The organism is Paenibacillus oryzisoli (assembly GCF_001653565.1).
Taxonomy (GTDB): domain Bacteria; phylum Bacillota; class Bacilli; order Paenibacillales; family NBRC-103111; genus Paenibacillus_E; species Paenibacillus_E oryzisoli.
In genome coordinates, this window is sequence record NZ_LYPB01000069.1 from 267,389 (window position 1) to 292,430 (window position 25,042).

Below are 25,042 nucleotides of genomic sequence, written 5' to 3' on the forward strand. Positions count from 1 at the left end.
ATCTTCAGTAACAACCCAGCAAGCTTCATTATCCTATCCGCTGGGTTGTTCTGATTTATACTTCCATCAAATTATTGTGCCCAAGCAGGGTCTTTGGCTGCTTTTGCGGCATCGCTTCTTCTTTTGTCAATGCTCTTCAAAATTTCCTTAGGCTGCATTTTCCCTGTAAACATCGCTGAAATGTCTTTCCCGATATCCATCCATTGCGGATTCAGGTAACTAATGGATGTTTGATACACGGTGCCTTGTTTTTTGCCATACGTATCGAAGAATGCCTTTTGATCGGGTGTGTAACGGTTCTTAATATCTTTGAAATTCAAAGCTAAGAACTTCGGTTCGTTATCCAAAAAGAATTGCAAGTTTTCTGGTTTCGTCAGATACTGGAAATATTTCTTTGCCAAATCAATATGTTTGGATCCTGAATAAATAAATTTACTTGGCGCAGCAGGATTAACATTTAATATCTGATTGTCAGCAAGCGGCATCAAGAAATAGCCAAATGTATCCGCTTTAACCTCTGGGAACGCTTTTTCGATTTGCGCCGGCAACCCAAGATTATACACCGTCATCGCATATTTGCCGCTTGCCATGTTCTTTTCTGTATCGGCGTATGTATTTGAAAAGTAGTTATCTCCCATGTAACCAGACTTCGCTAGTTCATTGAGCTGCGTAAGTGCCTGCTCCATAATCGGTACGTTCGCGAATTGCTCCATATTACTATTTAGCTTATCCGTTAATCCAGGATTGACTTCTTCGAATTTAGGACCAAGCTCTGGAAACCAAAGCACATGATGCCAGCCATCGGACACGGGTTCATAAATAGGCGTAATACCTGCAGACTTGATCTTCTCAGACGCCGCTTTAAAATCAGCATACGTAGTCGGTACTTTAAGGTTTAACTTTTCATATATTTTTTTGTTATACACGACAACCCAGTCATAACTTGGATCCCAGATGGTTAGTGCATACAGCTTTTTATTATAAGAACCTTGTTCTACAAAGAGCGGGTCTTCTCGTTTTACCCATTCTTCACCGCTTAAATCAACCGCATTTTTTTCGACACCGTATAAATTGTTCAAATCAAGCTGTCCATCCTGTCCGCCGAAAATATCCGGTGCTTCCTTCGCATTGAGTTTGGTCTTCAGAATATTCTGGTACTGATCTGATGGAACGATTTGGTAATCAATATGAATACCAGTCTCCGCCTCAAACTTCTTTGCGAGCTGCATTTCAGAATCCTTTATCCAGTCTTGGCTAGCCATGTATGTCAGTGTAACTTTTTCTTTTGGCGTTTCTGTTGATTTCGCACTATTGGTAGCACCGCTTGAAGCAGTTGGTGTTACGGTCTCCGCTGTACTTCCACATCCCGCTAACACAGATGCCATAATCCCAATCGACACAATCACCGTAAATGTTTTTTTCATTGGTTTCGGTTCCCCTTTTCACTTGTGGTTGGTATTGTTTACGCTTTCATTATAACTGCAATTCATTTCTATCTTCCATGGATTTACAATGCTTTATAACTGGACATTCTTTACCTCCGCCAAATTTCTTTTGACAATTTCCTATAAACACCGCAAACTAAGCATACAAAATCTTATTCATGTATTCAGTAGGAGACTATGGTCATTCAAAAACGTACCATTCGATTCGTTCTTTTCCAGACCTATTCCTTAATCATCATCGTGGTATTATCGTTAGTGGTTGTACCTTTTTATATCTGGTCATCCGATTTACTTAAGAAAAAGGCCGTTGAATCTCTTGATAATCTCTCACAATCCATGCAGGACAAATTAGACCTAGAAATACGAAGAATTGACGCTGTATCCCTCAATATTTTGTATTCCAATCTAGTGAAGGACAAATTCCTCAAATTTACGGGGGGATCTGGCGACACAATCAATAACAATAAAGATCTAGCAGACATTTTAGTTGCAGCCAATGGACCTGCTCTCCCGGTTAATCAAATCAATTTATATGATTTAGGGGGAAACATGTTCGGATCCGGCATTGACAACCGGAGAACAAAAGTAAACTTGCCTAATAAACTCTGGTATGAAGAGGTGCTCGCAAATACCAAGGGCAAATACATCACAATTCCGGAGAAGGATGATGAGCTTTCACTATTTCTTTCCTCCAAGGATGCGTATTCCATCTCACTAGTTCGCTTGTTTTTTGACGCTAATAATACCCCTGAAGGTATTGTAGAAGTCAAGCAAGATGCAGACAAATTATTCACCAACATTAATGATTACATGAAGCACAACTACGGGCAAAAGGTTATTGTATATACGGATACTGGGGACATTATTTATCCAACTAACCCCAAAGCGAAGGAACTAATTTCTTACTTTACCCTTCTGCAAACCAATTCTCATTCAGCTATGAGTAACATCCGTAACCCTATTACAAATGAGAACGAAATTTATAGTATCGCTCATTCCGAGTACACAGGTTGGAACATTGCTCTCCTAGTCTCCGAACAGCAATTATTAGGCCCTTTAAATGATTTTACCAAGAAAATCGCTATGGTTAGTATCGCCATTCTATTGCTTGCTATTTCACTTTCTTACCTTGCAGCTAAACGAATCACGAAACCCATAGCAAGAATGCATGCCACCATGAAATCCACCAATTTAGTAGGTATCACCTCTCAGACACATTTGGAACTAAACAGCGGTTTCAACGAGCTTGATCGCTTGCAGTTCGCTTTTAACAAGATGAGCGAACGACTGAAGGAATCTATGGATCAATTGTTACTGTCTCAGTTACAGGAACTTCAAGCCAAAATGTTAGCGCTTCAATCACAGATGAATCCTCATTTTTTATACAATACGTTAACTACGATTTCCATCATGGCTGAAGAAAATATGAATGAGCAAATTGTCATTATGATTGAGAATTTATCTATGATGTTACGATACATATCTGCTGATAATTCATCACTTGTCCCTTTAGAAACTGAACTAGCCTATACCGAAAAGTATTTGGAATGCATTAAAATTAGACATAAGCAAAACATTCTGTATACATTTGAAATGGCAGATAATATGAAAAATATTCCAGTTCCGAAATTAATCATTCAACCTCTTGTTGAAAATTCACTGAAATACTCATCCAAACTGTTGCCTCCATGGATAATTAAGGTGAGAGGGTACCTGGAGAATGACCACTGGTTCGTAGAAGTTAGCGATAACGGACCTGGATTTGATCAGAGGGCACTCATGGAATTTACGAATAGGATTCAGGAAATCGAACAAACCGGGATCATTCCTGGCTTGCAGCTTGATGGGATGGGACTACTGAATATTTATCTCAGGCTGAAAATTTCTTACAGGACAGATTTGTGCATGCAAACCGTTAACCTACCAGATGGCGGGGCGATGGTACGAGTTGGAGGGAAAATTGAAGGGGTGAGGTAATCTGGAGCATACAACACAAATTCGTGTGGTTGTTGTTGAAGATGAAGAATTAATATTGCATAATATCGTCAAGAAAATTCAATCCTTAGATGCTTCCTATGTCGTCATTGGTACTGCTCAAGATGGCTTGTCTGCGCTAAAAGTTCTTGAAAGTAATGCTGTCGATGTTTTATTTACAGATATCCAAATGCCTGCCATTGATGGATTAGAGTTGTTAAAGCAAGTGTCGCTTCAATTTCCGCACATAGAAAAGGTAATCATCAGTGGGTATAACAATTTCGATTATGCTCGTCAAGCAATCAAATTCAACGTGAACGAATACTTATTAAAGCCAATCATTACTAGTGAACTAGAACAAGTCCTAATCAAGATTAAGATGTCAATTGAAAACAAAAGGCAGTTACCGAAGTCACTGCCTTCTTCCGAGAAAACGATGCATACACCTGAAGAAATCGTGCAGATGGTTCAACTATATTTAAAAGAAAACTTTTCTGAAGAAATTACACTGGAGTCGATCTCCAGACACTTTAATTTCCATCCATCTTATCTTAGTAAAATTTTCATCAAACATTCGGGGGGACCGCCTTCCAAATACTTAACAACAGTGCGGATCAATCACGCCAAATATTTGCTTACAAAGGAAAAGAATCTCTCTATTAGAGAAATCTCTCAGCGTGTAGGCTATCCCGATCCTTATTATTTCAGTAGAATTTTCAAACAAGTTGCAGAAAGAACCCCTACGGAATATCGAAACTTGTATGAGTGATGTACGGCACGTATACTCCTATTATCTCAAAATTTTGATATCACGTAACGTTTATCGATTTCAACAAGGAACCAGATACAATTGATCCCCTGTCCGCAGCATAGGTATAATTGGCTTGCTTAAACCACATTCGAAACGTACCGTTCGGCAGACGATACACAGGAATCAATCACATTCTCCTCACTAATGCCAAGCGTGGACTGGAAATTCCAGCGAATAAGATCGGGGCTTGTATAATGCCGAATGCGAGCCTTGCCAGTCCAATCTTGCGGTACGCCGTGGACATACGTGACGTACATATGATAAAGCCCATCATGCCAAATGACTTCAGGCGCCCAGAACGTATTTCGACCCCAGCCTGTTTCGAGGCCTTCCAGGGTTCCCCAGTATAACCAGGTAAATCCGCCATCCGCTGAAGAAGCAACATGCACCCATCCATATTTCGGACCTTCCTGCGTTGCCCGACGGTTCGTGTAAATCATCCACCATTCCCTGGCGTGCCGATTCCAAATGACCACGGGATCTGCCGCTCCATCATAGATAGGATCCCTAAACAATGGCGATTTCATCATTCTACACTCCCAATATAAAGCATGTTTTAATATTATCTGCACTTAACTTGCAAGGATCCTGCTGCCTCATAATAAAATCGATCTACATCCATATAACCTTCTTCACTCTCGCTGTTACAGCAGTATATTCCGATCCTATCTCCCCGATAATGCCCCCAGCTGAGCTGATAAGCGTCTCCGAAGCTTGTGAAATGATCCCCATCCACGCTATATTCGAACCGGTTGATTCCATCGATGTTCCACACAGACCTTAACCAAAGGGTGTTGCCTGTTAATTCCGGCCCCCACACAATTGCCCCCAAATGGTTAAACTTCAGAATTCTTGTCCCGTTCTGTTGTCGTACGCCAATCGTACAGTAAGTTTGCGCAAAATGGCAAATCCCCGCTTCTTGCCCGTCAGCCATGCCACCGATCTCTATTTTTGCAGTAACCTCATTGTAAATAGTTCTAAATGCTCGTTGTGAAAGTATATTGCAGACCGTAAAAAAATTATCCTTCTCGATGGGTTGGCATGCGTATAGACGCAAATAGCCAGGTCTTTCCACTAATGACCATTTGTCGGCTCTCGGCTGATGGTTCCACTCCCAATACGGCTCAAGCACCTCATGGTCAAAATCGTCATTGCTGGCAAGAACCTTCACGGGATATCCGTTAATAGGTGTATTGCCACCCCATACCATCTCTCCAATTCCATCGCCATCCGTATCGTCTCCAATAATTGGCCATCCGTGGGTCCAGGTTACAGGCAGCAAGTGAAGCGTTCTCCCTTCCCATCCCCCTATTCCTTGATGACTAATGAAATACCAATCCCCGTCAACGGTTTGGACAAGACCGCCTTGGTTCGGTTCCCTGTCTACCTCCTTGCCGTGTGTATGGATAAGCTCCTTTTCCTCGTAAGGCCCATAAATATGCGTTGCTCTTAACATCATGACGACTCTGACGTCAACGCCTTCTTCATGGCGAACCTCGCTGTGAAAAAAATAGTAAACCCCATTTATTTTGTAGAGCTTATTGGCTTCGCTTCCCTTGTACTGATGAATAATCGTATCCGTGTTATGCAACAGCTCTCTGCCATCTTCACTGAGTTTAAATAAGTGGATATGATAATTATTAGCAAAATTCGTGGCCACAAAGTAGCCTTGTCCGTCATCATCCCAAAACGGGCAGCCATCATCCCAGCCGCTAATCGCCCAAACATGATGCAGCGGCTCCCAAGGTCCAACCGGGTCGACGGCCGTACTCATAAACAATCCTTCATCGGGCGTGAAGAAATAGACCCAATATTTATTCTGGTGGAAGCGGATCGCGCCTGCCCAGACTCCTCTGCCATAACGATTCATGCGATCATACTTATATTCCGGGCCGATGTTTGTCAAATCTTTCACTACGTGGCCGATCATTCTCCAATTCACAAGATCTTTCGAATGCAATACCGCCATCCCCGGTGAGCAATGCAGCGTAGAGGAGATAGCGTAGTAATCTTCCCCGACCCGAATGACATCCGGGTCGCTATAATCCCCTGGCAAGACTGGATTAACATAGGTTCCGTCACCTTGGTCACCCCAAACTCCTTTTCTAGATAAAGAATTGTAGGTTGCTTCCATTGCAAAGTCATCCTTTCTATTGTAAATAGCTTGCAATCAAGCTTGATGGTCAAACTCATTTTGGACTTATGAATGCGGGCCGGTCATCAGAATTCGGTGTGATGCTCCCGTTCCCGATTACCGGCCCTGTTGCAGTCGCCAAACCTTACATCACTTCAAAACATTGATAATCATCGTATCACTGGATGTAGCACCCGCATAGTTGACGAGTTCAGCTTGATACGAATACGTACCTTTTCCCTTATTGGTTACAACGGTCACATCAGATTGGGCTGAAGGCGTATGATTCGTCAGCTCTTGTGTATAGATTAGAACGCCATTTTCATACAAATGATATCTCGCTCCATTAATACCCCACCACAAGTTCATGTTGACATTGAAGTTTCCGTCACCGTCCCAGTTATCGTTCGACAAAACAGGTTTGGATGGCTTTGCTTGCGTTACGTTTACAAGCAAAGTATTGCTTGTCGTAGTACCGTATGCATTCGTAAGCTCTGCATAATAACGATAGGTACCATTCGGTTTATAAGTAATCGATGTTACGGAAGATTGGGCATTCGGTGTGTCATCCGTAAGGGTCTTCGTTTCAATTAGCACATCGTTCTCATAGAGTTTATAAATCCTGCCATTTTCTCCGTACCACAGATTCATTAGAATATTAAAATTACCATCCTGGAGACCCGTATCCTGCCCATTGTCTTCGGTAAGGACGGCGACACCCGGCTTAGCCTTGCTTTTCGAAACGATGTTGTTCACCACGTAGCTGCTGACATGCGATTCATTACCAACGAAGTCCTTGCTTCGAGCGTAGACAGTAACATTGTCGGAAACGGTAATAGGTGAGACATACGTTGTCCATGTGCCGCTATTCCCGATTTTGTATTCCTTAACCACGACGTTGTCCGGGAAGCTGATCGTCACGGTAACATTGCCACTAGTCGGACCTGTGAGGTCAGCTGTGAAGACCGCGTCCCCAAGGACTGTCTTGTAGATATTACTGACTGTATAACTCGACTCATCCGAGATGTTTCCATCAGCATCCGCACTTCTGGCATACACCGTTGCGTTTTCGAAGAGTGTTACAGGCCCCGTGTACGCTGTCCATACGCCGGTATCCCCCACTTTGTATTCTCTCACAGCCGCCTCAAGCGGATAGGTGATGGTCACATGAACATCTTGGTTGGTCGGATCTGTCCTATCTGCATACAAACTGGCAGCAGCTGGCGGAGTCGTAGCGGCGATGTTGACAGTGACCGTGTGCTCCTGCTCTACATTGCCTGCCCAGTCCACACTCCAGTATACAATTGTGTGGATTCCGTAGGTAGTCAACATAACCGTGTTTCCGGTTTGCTGCGCGCCTCCATCCACCGTATAATAAGTTGCTGCAACGCCAGAGATGTCATCATAGACACTAAGGGTTACAGTCGTATTTTTCTTAGCAGATCCCTGCGGTACATTATCGGTTGTTACCGGAGGCGTCATGTCTGCCGGTTTCATTGCCCCGTGGAATCTCACTTCATTCATGTTTCCAAACCAAGCGTTCGGGTTGATAATTTTGATGAAACGATACGGCACTTTACCGTTCACCTTCAAGGTTTGCCAATCCCGAGTGGATACCGCCGCTTTGGTGAGCGTCGTCCATGTTGTATTATCGTTAGAGCCTTGGATCACTGTGCCATTGATTCTCCCATAATTTTGATCTTGTCTTGCTAGCAACTCTACACTCGTAAGTGCAGCTTGATTGCCAGCCTTAAAGTCTAAGATCATGTAGCTTCCCGTTCCGGAGTTGTTGCTTCCAATACGGAAATCGGAACCCGTGCTTGCGTTGCTGTCAAACAAATAATTCACCTGCTGCAAGGTTTGTGTTGCAGTTCTTCCTGAAGTTGAATCTATTAAATTCGCGTTGCTAGTGATATTTGTAATCACATCCGTCTCATCAACCAGGTAAAGAGAAGTGTTGTCTGTTGTTTGAGTAGCTGGATACCCTGCCGTTCCGTCTTGTTTATTGTAAAGAATATTGTATGTCAGCGGACCAGCTGCCACACCTTGATTCAAAGTAGCCGTAGCCGTCCAATTAATATTGTCTGTGGAAGATACGGTTGCCTCTTGGCCTTGAATAGCGACTTTGACATCTTTAATGGCCTCTTTGGCGACAATTGCTAGTTTTACTGTGTTGCCCGGTACGATCCTGCTCGCGATGCTTTGAGCCGAACTGATCGAAGCTGATTGAATTTTACTCAAATTTTCAACTTTTCCATGGAATCTTACCTCGGCCATATTGCCATACCACGCATTACCATTATAAATACGGATATAACGATATGGGACATTGCCGCTGACCGGCAAGACTTGCCAATTCGGTGTAGATACCGCTGCTGTAGTGAGAGTCGTCCACGTCGTATTATCGTTGGAGCCTTGAACGACTGCTCCGCGAATTCTGTCATACAAAGCTCTTCCGAGCAATTCCACACTCGAAAGCGTAACTAGATTGCCTCCCTTAAAGTCAAATGTGATATAGCTACCGGAGCCGGAGCCGTTCAACCGGAAGTCGGAACCCGTACCTGCATTGTTGTCAAACAAATAATTCACTTGTGTTAATGTATCTGGAGCTGTTCTTCCTGAAGTGGAATCAATTAAATTTGTGAGGCTGGTGATATTATTAATTAAATCCGACTCGTCTACAAGGAACAGTGTGGTGTTATCTGTCGTCGTGTGAATAGGAAATCCGACCGCTCCATCTTGCTGGTTGTACGTAATGGCGAAATTCACTGTGCCTGTTGCCACGCCTTGATTCAAGGTTGCCTCAGCAATCCAGTTAATATTGTCTGTAGACGTAGCCGGCGCAGACTGGCCTTGAATCATGACATTAACATTATTGATCGCTTCTTTGGCTGTGAAGGCCAATTTGACCGTGCTGCCTGGAATAATTCTGTTGCTGAGGCTCTGTGCCGAACTAATCGAAGACGACGCGATCTTGCTCAAGGACTTCACATCACCATGGAGTCTCACTTCCGCCATATTGCCGTACCACGTATTCGCATTGTAAATTCGGATATAACGGTATCCTTGCGTATCGCTAACCTTCAATATTTGCCAATCCGCGGTGGATGCCGCTGCCTTGGTGAGAGTCGTCCACGTGCTATTATCGTTGGAGCCCTGAACCACTGCACCGCTTATCCGAGTAAATAAACCTGAATCTTGTCTTGCAAGCAGTTCTACATTCGAAAGCGTCACTTGATTGCCTTCCTTGAAGTCAAAGGTCATGTAGCTTCCCGCTCCAGAACCGTCCAACCGGAACTCAGAACTCGTACTAGCATTGTTGTCAAATAGATAATTTGCTTGTTTTAACGTATCTGTCGCGCTAAAACCAATCAAACTGGCGAGGCTGGCAGCATTCGTAATCAAATCTGAATCATCGGCAGCGAACAGCTTCGAACCATCGGTTGTGCCATACAGGGTATCTCCGTTCGTTCCGTCCTGCTTGGTATAATCAACACTAACATTCACGTCGCCGCTTTGCTCTTGCCCAGTCAAAATTGTCGTAGCTGTCCAGGTAATATTGTCCGTCGTACTGACTGAGGCAACCTGGCCTTGAATGTTAACCTTTACGTTACTAATCGCTTCTTTGGCCGTGATGGTTGCTTGGATTGACTTTCCAAGTGCAACCCTGCCGTTAAGAGCTTGATCAGAACTTAAGGAAACCGATTGAATCTTGTTGCCAATTTCGTAACGTGTTCCATAGACATTAAAATCTGTCATTTCCATAATATTGCTTACTGTACCATACAGAACTGCTGGCAGCGGTTGGATCATTTCCAATTTGATATAACGGTATTTCTCATTTTGGTAAACAGGATCCACATCAAGGGTATGATAAGCTTGTGTATACTGCGTGACTCCCGGCGTTATACGTGTCCAGTTCACCTTATCATTCGATCCATATACCGTGGAGTTGGCGAGACGATCTACGAAGATATTGGACAGGAATCCAAACTTGGTAGCTGACACCTTATAATCGGTACCGAAATCCAGCAAATAGTACAAATGCGGGGCTGCCCCCTGCGCAAGACCAAACCCAGCGCCGGTTAAATTCGTACCATCATCCATATTAGAGGCCACTGAACCCCAGGAAGACCAAGCGACAACCTTGGACCAACGCATACCGAAATCAGTTACAGGCGTCACTAATGACAATCCTTCGGTTGCAGCTCTTAGCGCTTGCAATTGTTTATCGAAATCCTCCTCGGACGCAGTGTTAATCAGACTCAACGTGTCGTTATACACCGTTTGGAAATTCTTGAGCGTTGCTTCCACATATGCTTGGTTGGGATCATAGGAAGCAATGATGGCTTGTACTGCGGCAGCACGGTCGCTGCTTACGATAATGCTGACATTTTTGACCGAAACGGTAGTGCCATCCGTAGCCGCAAGAACAACGGAATAGTTTCCAGCCTCTGAAGGCTGCCAAGAAAATGCGCCTGTATGGGCATCAAGCGGAAGCCCTTTGGAATTATTCTGAAGCTCATACGTAATCACATCTGTGCCGCTTGCATCCGTGGCAGACAAATCAACATTCACGGAAGCTCCTACATAGGTATAGATCTTTAAATCCGAGCTTCCGGCTTTGAATACCGGCGGTGTCAGATTCGTAGCTGCCGCTGCATCAACGGAGTCCATATCAACGGTAACACCAGGCGCTCCTTTTACCGTCATATAGACAATATTTTCAAAAGTACCAGCTACGGATATATATCTCCACTCCCCTTTCGTATCCGGAAGAGTGAAGGTCGAACCTAGCGCATCCAATGTGGTTACGCCACTCGTTCGAATCTTGAATCCAAAGGGTCCCGAACCGGCAGCGCCTGCAAAACTGAGAGCAGCTATTTTACTTCCTTCTTGCGTTGCATGGAATCGAATAAATCGGGTATCTCCCTCTTGCATAGTGGCTGTATGGTTGTCAAGATTCGTGTACCGGTCTTCCAGATGCAGTGTTTTACCACTGGTTACATCCTGTGGAATAAACTTTGCTGCATCAGCCTCCGCCTCCGCTGGCAAATAGAGCCAGAAGTCATTGCCTGCATCCTTGTTCCCCCACATACCGGGAGTTGCCGGTTGTTTTTTGGTGAAAGCTTCATAATAATAGGGAGCAAGCTCGGATACATCTTCCTGTTTGACATACGTATAGTAGGAATAAAAATCCCAAAAATTCGCAGTGTCGAACCTTCCCCTGTAACCCGGTGAAAGAAAATTATAAGTGTCTCTTATATATCCACCCATACCAACGTTATCAGGGTCACCGCCGGTAATGGCGTATGCCTGTGGTGTCCATGGCGTGTCATAACCGAGCATGAACTGCCAGAAAAAGTTGGCTGCCCCTAAAAGTCGATGGTTCAGAAACTCCATAATATCTATGGCATTGTCCGCTGTAGACGGGGTTCCGGTTACTGGATCAATTTTGGTTCCCTGGGCATGGATCAAACGGGTTAAGATAGCCGCGTTGGTTAAGTCTCCACCGCCGTGCGCTTGGTCTCGGCCCATCTCCATATGTTGAACATGAGGTTCTACCGGCGTTCCTTCACCGACTATCGTTCCCGGTTTTTCTTCCTCCGTTACCCACCGGAACAGCGCCTTAATCGATCCGTTGAAGCCTTGGTCATTCGCTGTACGGTTAACAGTAAACCATTCAACAGCCTCGTTGTATCTATCGCGGTTACCGGTAAAGATATAACCGGATATAGCCCCTATCAAAGGATAATTATGTTGGTTCATAAAATGATTTTGATCGTGGAGCAATGTTTCTGTTACCGGAATAATAAGATGATTCGTAAAATCTGCTGTATCTTGTTCTGTCCAAGCCAATGATGCTGTTTGTGTGCTTGAATATCTTAATATCTCCGCCGCCATGACCATTCGGTTAAGCGGTACTCCTGCGTGAATATGCGCATCTCTATAGAACGCATATTTCGCAGGATCCATCTGCTCCCAAATACGGATAATCATCATGGCATTGGCACGATATACTTCGTCACCGGTTATATAATACATCATCGCCTGTGCATATGCCTTTATGCCGTCTGCAATAAACCTACCTTCAATACCCTGACTGTCAAAATTATCGTTGAGTACTGTCACACCGTCTCTACTGTTGCTTGAACCAACTGTTCTTGAAGCTTCTGGAGCCGTGAGCAGCATGTTATTCCAATAGTATGTCCACGGTTGTGCTCCCGTTCTAATCTTCGATCTCAGGTTTTCAAGAAGCTCTTTAGTAAGTCCTACACCGGGATGTGTAAATCCTTCCTCATCGGTTACCTGTGTAATCGTCGGTAAATAATCTGTAAACACCGAAGGAGATTCAGCCTTAACGGTAACTGGCATAGTGGATAAACAAATCTGTGCTATCATGATGATTGCTGATAGAATTGATAATAACTTCCCTTTATTCTTCATTCGCAATCTTCCTCTCATCTGAAATGTGGATGTGTTTCCTTTAAAATATGATAGCGGTTTCACAGGTCGTTATACTTCCTCCCTTTCTTACGTTTCTACAAGCCGGGTATCGATTCAGCCCTTATGAGGGAGGGGCAGAGCCCTTCCACTCGAAAGTCTGATTATCACTCGACGTTTTTATGCTTCATGGCGAAACTGAATGTCATGCGCATGTTCGTTGATGTCAAATTTCCCCTCTTCGGCATTCAAAATCAACTCGCCATTGATACGAAGATTAATGAAGGTGATCCCGCCTACGAATCGTTCTTGATCAAATCCGTATATGCGATTTTTATTTTCATTTTTTCCATTATAGGACACGTTTCGGAAGGTGACATTTTCAACTCGCTTACCGGGTACAGGATTATATTTCTCGTTCCATACCACCCGAATGTCTACCAATTGGCCCAATTCGAAATCCTCAACGCGGATATCCTCATAACTAACATTGCTTACCGTGTTATTATCGCCGACGTTAATATTCATCGCCCCCCAATAATTAGGTTGAGGTTCATGATGTTCCAGAATATCGATATTGGAGATTTGAATATTCTGAATCAGATCGCCCCGCTGATAATCTCCATGTCCCCCAACATTAAGCGCATGGGCTACGTCTGCCCAAAGGACGGAGTCTCTAACGCTGATGAAACCCGCATCTCCTCTGTAGTCCCAACGACTTCCGTAGATGGCAATACAATCATCCGATGTTCGAAGGAACACATCTTCGATTTCAATATGTGAGCTGGCCATCATGTCAATGCCGTCGGACCAGCCACGCGTGCTGAAGGATTTGAAGTTGCGGATCTGGATGTGCTCGGACTTACCAATGTAAATGCTGTAGTGTGGCGGGTCGAGCAGCACGATTCCTTCCACCGTAATATGGTGTGAAAAGGTGATCCGGACACCTCGGAAAGCCGAGAATCGGTGGAAGTCGGATAAATAGAGTATCCCTCTCCCGCAAATCGTGACATCGTGTACACGATCGCAAACGAGTGAACCGACAACGATGGCACCACCGGCGATATAAACAGTTTTCCCGGACGGAATGCGAAAGATCGTCTCCTCCAAATAATGCATGCCTGGTCCAAAATAAATCACGTTTGGCTCCACGCCACCAGGCTGCAATGGACTGTTCGCCAAACGGTCAATATCCGGCATTCGATGGATAGCAGGCTTCAAGAACAGCACGTTCGGCGCGTCTGGTTCAGGAGGTTCTTTCTCCAGTGGATTCGCAAAGAGATGAAGATTGCCGAACCGATCTCCGTTCACTTCTATCGACAGTTTGCACGGTTCATTCAGACGAAACGTAACAGCCGCTCCATCCACTTCGAATGGAATTTGCTTCGAGAGCGGTCTAATAACCGCCTGATGCACTAATCCCTTCCGGCTCACGACCCGAACTTCCACCGTTCCTTCCATGTCAAAATAAGTCATTGATGCCTGTCTGACATTGTGCATGTCCACTTTCGCTTCATACACAAAGAGCGGCTGCCAGTCCTCTCCATGAATTCTGGCGCTGACTTCAAAATCGTCCTGTCCCACCGCCCCTTCGGGAGCCTGCCAAATCTGTAAGAGGCTCATTGTTATACTCCTCCTTGGAATCATGATAAGGAGGAAGACCTTGTGGCCTTCCTCCCCATGTACCTTAAATTTCCGGCGACCACGCCGATATCACTACTATCACAAAACAGTGAGATATTGGATAGTTTAAAAAACTGCAAATTCATCAATCTGAAGCTTCTTAACGACTTTAAAAGCCTTCAAAATGTTTAATTTGGCTACTTCCCACCAGCATCCAGATAAGCTTGCACCTGTTTAACGACCTCTTGCCGTATCGTGTCCAGACCTTGGGTACGCCACTTCTTGTTTTGTTCCCTCGCATAATCCTTCCATTCCTTGACCATGCCAGTCATAAGCAAATCGGATGCTTGCAGCATAACGGGTTTGACCTTGGCAATTTCTGTGGCGACGGATGCTGAATTAAAGATAAACCCCGATAACGGCAGCTGATAATAGCTTTCATTGTTTCTAGCCCATTTCAGGTAAGCCAGTGTCTTCACATCGTTATCCGTAAAAATGCGGGACATCGTTGAATGATTGGTTAGCTCATAGCCCGGAAAGCGGTATTGGGGTGATTCAGCCGTCAACTTATAGCCGCCCACTCCGTCCTTAACCCAATGTTTGCCTTCAATCCCAAGTTCGAACAAGTCGTGATGGTCTTGGCTGCTGAACAGCCAATCCAGAAATTTCATCGTACGATCCGTATTCTTAGATGTGACCGGAATGACCAGGCTATTATTAGCCCAGAACGTAGTTCCAATCGATGCAGGCTGCATATCCCGTTGTGCTTGGCTCCCTAGAAGGAACGGCTCATAATCTGCCTCAGGATTAACGCGTTGCAAGTCTTGCCTAAGTCTGGCAATCCCGGATAAGGTCGTGTCCGCCTGTGAAGCAGCTTTGCTTACATCTAGCGCAGTTTCAGCTTCTGAAGATAGTGGATTTGCATTGTTGTATTTCCGAAATTGAACCCGGGTCCCGAAATGTTCGTAAATGGCATCATGGGAATTAAAAGGAGCTGGAAAGTCGGCAAATTCCGAGTCGGGATCACCGATGGTCGCAGCGCCAATTACTTTCTTTCCATCCTTGGACAACGCCACACTAAATGGGATGCCACCCGTAAACGAATCCGACATCATCGGAGCCAATCGGATATCGCTGTGCCCTTTTGCGTCAGGTATTCCCAATCGAAAAATGCCCCTGCTGCCGATCACAGCCGGAATTTTATCGGGAAACTGCTTGAGTACTTTATCAAAATAAGTAGTTAGGTCATTCATCGTCTCGAGGGGTTTCATGCCTAACGACTCCCGAATATCCTTCCGGATTGCAATGGCCGGCGGATCATAATAGGAATCTAACAATGGAATGGTATAGATGTGGCCGTTGATTTTATTGGAATCCATCATTGCCTTGGGGAACGCTTTCTTCAGACCCGGATAATCATCATTATGAAAGTACTTGTCCAACTGTTGATAATAACCCATGCTTACATTATTAAATAAGTGTTTTGTCCAAGGTGCATCGAACATGAGATCGACAGGCTCTCCGGTGGACATTCTTAACATCATTTTTTTTTCATTCTCCAAATAGGGACTAAACTCAAATTGAAGCGCGGTGTTTAGTGTAGCCTGCGTCATTTGTTCAAACTTTTGGAGTATCATGTCCATATCGATAGGTCTATCTCCGAACAGCATTACTTTTAATTTGACGGGATCCAGAGTCTCCGCAGTCACTGATTGGTTTCTTGGCGTACTTGACCCACGATTTGGGCTATCCATATTTCCCTGACAAGCCGATAAGAGCATGTTCAAGCTAAAGACGATAAGAAGCCATGGAACAAACCTAATTCTTTGATACTTCATGTATCTCCCCCCTGTAATTAGCAGCCTATTCGCGGATTGATTGAGTCTTTACTCCATCAATAAGGTTTCGAGCTTATGTTCCCTACGATAATGGTCAGGCGTCATACCGACATGTTTTTTGAATAACACATAGAAATAGTTGGTATTCTCAAAACCCACGTTTTCGCCAATCTTCCTTGCAGGGTAATCTGTTTTCACTAATAGCTCCTTGGCTTTCTCCAAGCGGAGTGCCGTGAGATATTCAGAAACAGAATGATTCATTTCCTCTTTGAATAGTCGTCTCATGTAATTGGTGGACAGACCCACGAATTGAGACATCTGATCAACTGAGAGATTATAATCCAAATAGTTTTCTTTCATGTACTCCACCATAGCGGCAACGGTTTTACTATTTTTCGATTTGGATTCCTGATCACGAAGTCTTATGATAATTTGGCATAGATTCATGTACCATGCTTCCATTTGTTCCAATGTATCCAGGTTCAATACTTCCTGCTGGCAGGTATGAATCTCCAAGCGATGATCCGACTGTTCTAGGTTTGACATACTCTTGGCTACGCGGATTGTCATAATCAGCAGCTGGATCAGGGAATGAATAATGACATCATAAGTGAAAGCCATCATTTCAGCAAAAAATTCAGACGTATATTCCTTAAGGGCTTCCGTATCTCCTGCTTTAAGACTGGTCATGATTTGCTTCTCCAGCGCATCGGGATATTCGTACTCTCTGAATTCCGTCCCTATCCGATCATCGAACGACAGGATGCTGTTCGTTCCAAAGATTAAACGGTAAAGAACGGTCTGGTAAGCGCTATCCCTGGATTCACGCAGCTGTTCCATAATATGGGCAACGGGCCCAATCCCTAGCGTAACGCTAAATTTCAATAAGCTTCTGATGTTTGCTTGTATGTCGGCAAATAGACTTCTTAACACACTTATATGCGCTTCTGCATCCCCATTGCCAATATTGAATACGAAATCTAAAGAATCATAGCCATTCTCAATAACTTCCAATTTAAAGGTATTGCCGACAATCTCTTGAGAGATATTCTGAATAGCAAATTTGAATAAGGATAAATCAACCATATCATATTTTAGCGAGATATCATGGAACCCGTCGATCTTGAGCACACAAACCACAAAATTATCCCCTGCCGAACCGATCTGCAACTTCTCCATCGCTACCTTGACTTCCCGATTATTATTCACAGTGCCATTAAGAACCGATCTAAGAAGACTTTGCCTGCGCACAGGTACCGATTGATTGAAGTCCGTTTGCAAGGTCTCGACTTTATCCTCCAATAACGAGAAGGACTTGTTTATCAAATCATATTCGTTCAGACTGACCTTTTCTTTCGTCTCTGTTGTTGTTTTTATCCTAATCAGAAGATGAGAGATCGGGAAATATATAATTCTTGTAAAGAAGACCGATGTAATCGTTATCAAGAGAATACAAACTAAAGTTAATGCAAGTATGAAATTCTGCAGCGTGTGAACTTTCCCTAACAGCTCATTTTTTTCCGAGAATACAACGAAATTCCAACCTAGATTATCAGACTTCACATATGAAATGCGAAATGATTTCCCTTGGATCGCTTCATCCATCTCACCTCGCATAGAGTTAGAACGAACAATCGTGGAAAGGATCTCTTGCGTTGACACATCATCATACGACCACCCCCTGGGTTCAGAAATAATATGTCCTTGATAGTTAATGATCATCATTTTATTCGGTCTTTCATCGTTTCCTTTCAGAATTAGCGATTGAAGTACCTTTTGATCCAAGTTCAGAACCATGCTGTTCTGTTCCTTGCTTGAATTAATTCTTGTATATACGATCGAAATATAGTCCTGTTTGGCAATCTTATTGGAGTCTGATGAAAAGGAAAGGGTCGCCGTTCGTGGAATAAACAATCCGTTCCTCGTCATATCCCCTTCTTTCAGAAAATCCGTCATGCCTTTATCAAAAAAATCATCAATCGTGCTAAATGCCTTGGCCGAATTGAAAACAATGCCAGCATGATAATTGTATACATAGATCGAAGACACTAATGGATTGGTGTTTTTAAATCCTCCTAATTGGCTGTTGATGTCGTAGATATCATTGGTACTAAATGATGTCCCATTCAACGCTTTTGAGATATATTCATTATTCAGATACAGCTGAGAATAATAGTTGTAGGTAAAAGTAAGTAAAATATCCGCCGTATTATAGGTTTGATTCATCATTCTTGATGAGGTTTCCACAATGTCCTCTGTCATATTGGATGAAACCCTTTTAAGCACTACATAGGAAAAGCAGCTAATAAATAAGAATCCAATCAACACATACGAAAGTATGATTTTAAACAACATATTTTTTTTTCGAAAAACAGTCATAACATTCTTCATGCTCACGCCACCTAACAGATGAATAGTTTTGTAATGTTATTATATCCTTAAACAACACCTTAGTGGAGTGAGCTCGTTGTTTGAATATCAACAAACTGTTTAAATTCTGTTAAATAGCAATGAAAATGCCTGCACAGACCCCAGTCTGCACAGGCATTTCCTTTGTTTTACTTCTTTTGAGCGAGGAAGGTGTTGATTTGATTCTTCAATTCTTCCTTAATTTTATCTACACCTGAAGCCTTCAGATCCGCATTCATCTTTGACAAGTGTTCATTAACTTCGCCGAAGCCGGACAATAGAAACGGTAGATACTTCTGTATCACAGTGTTACATTTAGCAATCTCATTTTTCACAGGCTCTTGATCGAATGTAAATCCTGCCAAAACATTTTTCTTGTACGATTCCGGCTTGAATTGATAATCATAATATTTTTGGAGTTGATCAGGTAATCCCGCAGGGATTCTGTTTAACGTCGGATTCCATGTCAATTGGTAACCAGGGAACATGTAATTTTTGGCTGGATCGACGCCATCCGGAAGCTTCCATTGATTCGTACCTGCGGACTGCCAGTTTGTACCTTCAATCCCGTACGTAAATAAATCATTGTTCTCTTGTTTGGAGAAAATCCAATCCAGGAATTCCATCGTTCTGTCAATTTTTTTGGAAGTAGCAGGTATAGCAAGGAAATTCCACGCTTTGCCATCTGTCGATTGCTTTCCAGGTGCCAATTCTTGATTATTTTTAAAGATTGGCCAGAAACCAAGTTCTGCATTGGGTACTTTCGCTTTAATTCCAGCTTCCGTACCCTTGAAATTACTCAATGTTACGAATCCAGCAGCGTTTTGCTTTCCTGTGCCAGTTGTAGCTGTCAGTGTATCTGCCGGAATAAATTTGTTAAACCGCTTCGCTTGATTAAACTGGTTCATCAGATAATCCAGACCGTATTTGGGATTAATTTTAGCCCATTCCGATGCCGGATCTCCATAAGCCGTTATACCCGCTACAGATTTGCCATCTTCTGCGATTTGGGTATAAATATAATTCGCTTTAGGATTTCCACCGCCAGTAAATGGGAATACCTTTCCTTCCAACTGTTGAGCATTGATATCGGTAAATAATTTAAAGAAAGCCATATTTCCATAATTCGCAAAAGGTACCATATCTTTTTCGCTTTGACTTACTTTGTCAAGATAGTTATATAAATCATCATAACTGCTGATTTCCTTCATGCCATACTTCGTTAACAAATCCTTTCTGTAAAATACACCTTCCATATCCATAAACGCGTTTGTAATTGGAATGACAAAGGTTTTGCCAAAGATCTTGTTGTCATTGATATACTCAGGTGAGAATGCCTTTTGAAGTCCTGGATATTGAGGATTGTTAAAGTACTTGCTCAAATCTGCCAACGCCCCGTCTTTCGCGTTTTTATCCTTATCCCATGGAACAAAGAGGTCGAAGTCTTCTGCAGCTGTTAGCCATAATTGTTGCTTTGTGCCATAGTCCGCAGGCGGTGTCCATGTCAGATTCAACGTCGTATTCAATGTGTCCTTCGTACGTTTCTCAAACTCTTTAATGACGGGATCGACAGCGCGATAGTGCGAGTTTTCAGCCCCGAACAGACGAACATTCAGCGTAACCGGCTCTTTACTTTTTACTGGTGCAGCACTGCCAGCAGTCGACTCGATTTCAGTTGGCTTACTATCTTCCTTGCTGCATCCAACGATTGAAGCAGCAAGGAGTGTTACAGCAAGCGGTATTACAAATAACTTTTTTCTCATGTTTTTTTCCTCCCTAGTGATCATATATCTATACTAAACCGCTAAAGCGGGTCTAGCCCTTAACTGCGCCAACCACTAATCCTTTAACAAAGTACTTTTGTAGAAAAGGATATATGAAAATGATTGGACCTACAGTGACAACTGCTGTAGCCATTTTTGCCGTATTGGTTGGTACGACATAATTAAGCGAAACGCCAGGCAATTCATTCACTTGATTCGCAAAGTCCACTTCTCTCAATACCTTCATGATCAGATATTGCAGAGAGAATAGTTCTTTATCGTTAATGAAAAGAGTGGCTGTAAACCATTCGTTCCAGAAACCGAGTCCATAAAACAACCCGATCGTTGCCAGTGCAGGCTTAGATAATGGAAGGATGATCTTAAATAAAATATAGATATCATTAGCTCCATCCATTTTGGCTGATTCAGCCAGTGAGTCAGGGATTTGTTTGAAGAAATTTCTTAACAGAAACATATTAAATGGGTTAACCAGCACCGGCAGGATATACACTAAAATATTGTCTGTTAAGTTTAAATACTTTGTGATTAAGAGATAGGTTGGTATTAAACCTCCATTGAACAACATCGTAAAATACACGAAAAAAGCAATCTTGTTCCTATGAGTAAAGGTTTTTACAGAAAGGGCATAGGCCATAGCACTTGTAAGGATAAGACAGAGAACCGTACCCACAACAGTGAAAATGATTGTTGTCTTGTAAGCATGAAAAATGGCATTATCCTGAAATATGACCTTGTAGGCAAATAAGGATATTTCTTTTGGAATTAGAACGAAGCCGGTCATCTGTACCGCTTTTTCGTCAGATATGGAGCTTGATAGAATGAGAATAAAAGGTAAAATACAAAATAAAGAAAATATCGTCATAAACAGATAAGAAACAATATCTATCCCTTTCCCATCAAGGCGTTTAATCATCTTTAACAATCCCTTCCTAGAAAATGGCAGAATCCTGATCATATTTCTTTGCGAGCCAATTCGTTATAAATACAATGACTAAGCCGACCAACGATTGATAGAGTCCAATCGCGGTGGACATGCTGATATCATTCATCTGCCTAAGCATTCTGAATACATAAGTGTCAATAACATCGGTCGTGTCATATAAGTTCGGGTTATCGCCTACAATGGCATAAATCATCCCTAAATCTCCGTGGAATATTCCGCCTATGCCGAATAAGGTCAAAAGCACCGCAGTTGATCTGAGCTGCGGCAGCGTAATCTTGGTTATACACTGCAGGCGGCTGGCTCCATCCATTTTGGCGGCTTCATAAATTTCCTGATCAATCCCCGCTATAGCCGCCAAATATACGACGGAGCCGAAACCTGCCCCTTTCCAAATTTTCAATATGATCAGTATCCCCGTCCATAATGTCGGATTGGAATAAAAATTGATAGCTTGCCCTTCTTTCAAATAACCAACTGCTTTTAAAACGGTATTCACTAATCCTACATCCGTAGATAGCAGGCCAAAGACAAACATCGAAACCAATGTCCAAGATATAAAATTAGGCAGAATGACAATAGATTGTGTCACTTTCTTGAAATACTTCGAGCTGATTTCAGATAGCACAAGGGCAATAAAGATGGAAAAAAACAAACCAGTTACTAGGAATAAAACATTAAGATATACCGTGTTCCACGTAACGATCAGCCAGTCTTTTGAAGTGAAGAAATACTCGAAATTTTTCAACCCAACAAATTTACTTTTGAAAATACCTTTTACAACGTTAAAATTTTGAAAAGCTACAATGATACCTACCATCGGCAGGTACTTAAAAATCACAAAATACAAAATACCCGGGAGTACTAATAAGTACAAATAAAAATTTTGACTGATATCTGATAGGAATCTCTTTTTTTTCTTTTTTATTACGCTGCTGTCCGATTTGCTAGTACTCAAAGCTGTTTGCATGATGATCCTCCTTATTCTGACTTCTTTGATGAGTTAACCGAAATTTCGATATGCTGCGTTCGAACCGGCCTCTCAGTTAAGTTGATAGGACTACTATCGCAAAATTTCGGATCAAGGAATAGTTTAAGAAGCTGCAAAATCAACGAATTCCAACCATTACTACACTTCAAAAAACTTCAAATTCATTAATTTTTGTGAAACGATCCCTAAATGAACATAAAAAAAGACCGCAGTTTAAGCGGTCTTCATCAACTATCTCCTATTCTTTGTTATTGAAGAATTGCAATTAACTACAAATCAATTTTTACTTTGCGATACTCGCCCGGCGGAACACCGGTGTGCTTTTTAAACTTACGAATAAACGCATTAACACTGTAATAACCCACCATGGAAGCAATATCAAGTACTTTCAGATCGGTCGTCGCTAATAACTCCTGTGCTTTTCGCATACGAACGTTGTTGATGTAATCACTGAAGTTAACGCCTTTCTTATTCTTAAAATAGGTTGATAAATAAGTCCCTGTAATCCCTAGCTTATCAGCTATTAATTCCAGGGTAATATCATCCCCAAGATGTGTATTGATATAGTCCGTTGCATAATCGATGATCGGATCGGATTCCTCCACTTTTCTGCGAATTACTGCCAGTTCCATCTGGAGGAACCATTCGAAGTATCGTTCCAATTGCTCCAAAGTAAAGCATTCCCGTACATTCTCGTAAGGAGCAGTCCGAGGCAAGGAACGTTCTGCGAAAACCGAAATCCCCGGCTCTCTCCCGGAAGCTTTGTTCACTTTACGCATCACTTCTGTTGCATAATCATGCAGCTGTCGCATCGTCGCCCCTTTTCGATCGAGGTAGTGAAGGCGTCTTTTTACGATTTGAATTAATTCGATCGCATTGCCCTTTTCTAAGTTAGCATAGAACACTCGCTCTTCTTCATGATCCGAATGAACAGCATCCTTGGGCCCAGCCTCCGTAACAATTTGCGTATCGTCGCCCATTCGCCGTCCCTTCAATAGCAGCAGTATCTGATTATACGCATCGGAAAATTTGGAGGAGTCCTCGTACCTGTCACTAACCGAGATCGATACAAGACAGTACTCCCGGTCCAGATCGAAGACCTGCTTCCAACGCTGCAGAAATACCTCGATTCGCGACCGTTGATCTTCCTCCATGAATATCAGAGATAAGATAATGTCGTTTTCAATCTGAAACGTAACCGACTCCTCAAAAGCTTCCGTCAAATCGGCATTGACAAACTCCTTGAATAAATTAGCCGCTTTATCCTGGGCAATATCCATATCTGTCTTTAGCCGGGATTTAAATAAGAGTTGAAAACCAATCAAAATAAAGGGTTTATCAATGTTTGGAGGGATATTAGCCTCCTTCGCGTAGCCCCGAATATTTTTAAACTTATTCGTGTACGCGTAATATTTAAGCAGTGAATTCTGACGGTCCAGATCTTGATGAATGACAAGATTCGTTCGAATCAGATCATTGATTTTCTCACTAATGACATTGAACTCTTTAATTTGACTTTGCGGCGGGTTGGAGACATTGAGCTGACGAATGGATTCTAAGATTTTACGAATTGGATTGTTGAGCCGCATACTGAAAAAGATAGAGGCGGCAACACTTAACAATAGTGAAATGATGAGAATGGTAGCCAGTATAAGATTCAATTTTGAAATTTGCGAGTCGATCGAAGCTGTAGGAATCACATTGACATAGGTAAACCCGCTTAGCGTCCCTTTTTGATAGAAGAGATACGATGCTCCCACTTTCATATGCCCTTGCAGTTCATCCATCGGCGGAAAGGTCATTGTGGCGGCATGATCTGAAGCATACAACATGTTTTTCTTTTCATTTAAAATAAAGAGCTTATTCTCTGGTGAAGCCGACTTATAAAATTCCGCAGCCATTTTTTCATTATCCAGCAGCGCGATGATTGCAATGCTTTTATTGTCGCTGCTAAATAAGAGCGGCATTAGGCTGCCGCTGTACTTTTGAATATCCATCGTTTTCTGTGCAAAATTCGAGGACGGATACATGGTAATCCCATTGTTGCCCCTTATTTCTCCTTGCCAAAAATCGTAAGTATACGTGTCATTGGAATAAAATTTATCGAACATATCATGTAAAGAAGCTGATCCATCTTTATCAAACGCCAGATCAAGCCGATTCAACACAAAAATCATGTTGTATAAATACAGTGACGGATTCGTTAAATACCCTTGCAATTCATTGCGAAGTTGGGTTACCGCCACATAATCGATTCCGCGCACTTTGTTCCAATTCACGATGCTGGCGTTGACTTTTAAATACTGGGTAAACGTAAAATTTTTAATCGTTCGGATCTGATCTTCATAATGTTTGACGGTCGTGTCGGTTAGCACGCTGTTGTTCTCTATTAATTTCTCCTCCAGATTTGTCCGAAAAAAGGCATACGAAACAAAGTTAAAGGAAACCGGCAATAGCGTAATGACGATAAAACTGATCAGTAATTTAAAAAATAGTGAACCCGCCTTCTTAGGAAAAGGTCGTATATTGGCCATACCTAGCGCCCCCCTCTAGTTGCCAAAATTATATCATGTTTATCTATCAGTGTAGAACAAGCGGCACTTAGAAGGAAATGTGCTGTTCTATTCATAGTTAGCCCATCTTCACATC

The 25,042-nt window shown here is 42.7% G+C and carries 13 protein-coding genes; 2 read left to right on the top strand and 11 right to left on the bottom strand.

The window, feature by feature from the left end; genetic code table 11:
- Positions 1 to 71: 71 nt before the first annotated feature.
- The gene (locus A8708_RS15755; RefSeq protein WP_068665012.1) at positions 72 to 1,424 is read right to left on the bottom strand and encodes an ABC transporter substrate-binding protein; all 1,353 of its coding nucleotides are present in this window, start codon (positions 1,422 to 1,424) and stop codon (positions 72 to 74) included.
- Between the two features lie 198 nt (positions 1,425 to 1,622).
- Between A8708_RS15755 and A8708_RS15760 the strand changes: the two genes are divergently transcribed.
- Positions 1,623 to 3,422: a sensor histidine kinase gene (locus A8708_RS15760; RefSeq protein WP_068665013.1), complete on the top strand. Its 1,800-nt coding sequence runs from the start codon at positions 1,623 to 1,625 to the stop codon at positions 3,420 to 3,422.
- Between the two features lie 25 nt (positions 3,423 to 3,447).
- Positions 3,448 to 4,188: a response regulator transcription factor gene (locus A8708_RS15765; RefSeq protein ID WP_082927536.1), complete on the top strand. Its 741-nt coding sequence runs from the start codon at positions 3,448 to 3,450 to the stop codon at positions 4,186 to 4,188.
- 119 nt (positions 4,189 to 4,307) lie between these two features.
- Here A8708_RS15765 and A8708_RS15770 read toward each other — a convergent pair whose 3' ends face one another.
- The 10 genes from A8708_RS15770 to A8708_RS15815 form a co-directional block, all read right to left on the bottom strand.
- Positions 4,308 to 4,757: a glycoside hydrolase family protein gene (locus tag A8708_RS15770; protein ID WP_068665017.1), complete on the bottom strand. Its 450-nt coding sequence runs from the start codon at positions 4,755 to 4,757 to the stop codon at positions 4,308 to 4,310.
- A gap of 35 nt (positions 4,758 to 4,792) precedes the next feature.
- Positions 4,793 to 6,364 carry a glycoside hydrolase family 43 protein gene (locus tag A8708_RS15775; protein WP_082927537.1) on the bottom strand — a complete coding sequence of 524 codons (1,572 nt, stop codon included), beginning with the start codon at positions 6,362 to 6,364 and terminating at the stop codon, positions 4,793 to 4,795.
- A 150-nt stretch (positions 6,365 to 6,514) separates the two neighbouring features.
- The gene (locus tag A8708_RS15780; protein WP_082927538.1) at positions 6,515 to 12,811 is read right to left on the bottom strand and encodes a discoidin domain-containing protein; all 6,297 of its coding nucleotides are present in this window, start codon (positions 12,809 to 12,811) and stop codon (positions 6,515 to 6,517) included.
- 177 nt (positions 12,812 to 12,988) lie between these two features.
- Positions 12,989 to 14,431, bottom strand: coding sequence for a glycosyl hydrolase family 28 protein (locus tag A8708_RS15785; RefSeq protein ID WP_068665019.1), 1,443 nt, complete (start codon positions 14,429 to 14,431; stop codon positions 12,989 to 12,991).
- A gap of 197 nt (positions 14,432 to 14,628) precedes the next feature.
- Positions 14,629 to 16,269: an extracellular solute-binding protein gene (locus A8708_RS15790; protein WP_068665021.1), complete on the bottom strand. Its 1,641-nt coding sequence runs from the start codon at positions 16,267 to 16,269 to the stop codon at positions 14,629 to 14,631.
- A 48-nt stretch (positions 16,270 to 16,317) separates the two neighbouring features.
- Entirely contained in the window at positions 16,318 to 18,495 is a 2,178-nt protein-coding gene (locus A8708_RS15795; protein ID WP_204787554.1) for an AraC family transcriptional regulator, read from the bottom strand.
- A gap of 332 nt (positions 18,496 to 18,827) precedes the next feature.
- The gene (locus tag A8708_RS15800) at positions 18,828 to 20,441 is read right to left on the bottom strand and encodes an ABC transporter substrate-binding protein (RefSeq protein WP_068665025.1); all 1,614 of its coding nucleotides are present in this window, start codon (positions 20,439 to 20,441) and stop codon (positions 18,828 to 18,830) included.
- Between the two features lie 52 nt (positions 20,442 to 20,493).
- Positions 20,494 to 21,375: a carbohydrate ABC transporter permease gene (locus tag A8708_RS15805; RefSeq protein ID WP_068665026.1), complete on the bottom strand. Its 882-nt coding sequence runs from the start codon at positions 21,373 to 21,375 to the stop codon at positions 20,494 to 20,496.
- A 16-nt stretch (positions 21,376 to 21,391) separates the two neighbouring features.
- Positions 21,392 to 22,372 (bottom strand): ABC transporter permease, encoded by a 981-nt coding sequence (locus A8708_RS15810; RefSeq protein ID WP_068665028.1) that lies wholly within the window; start codon positions 22,370 to 22,372, stop codon positions 21,392 to 21,394.
- Positions 22,373 to 22,662: 290 nt separating this feature from the next.
- A complete protein-coding gene (locus A8708_RS15815; protein WP_068665030.1) occupies positions 22,663 to 24,927 on the bottom strand; it encodes a helix-turn-helix domain-containing protein in 2,265 nt (754 codons plus the stop codon).
- Positions 24,928 to 25,042: the final 115 nt, after the last annotated feature.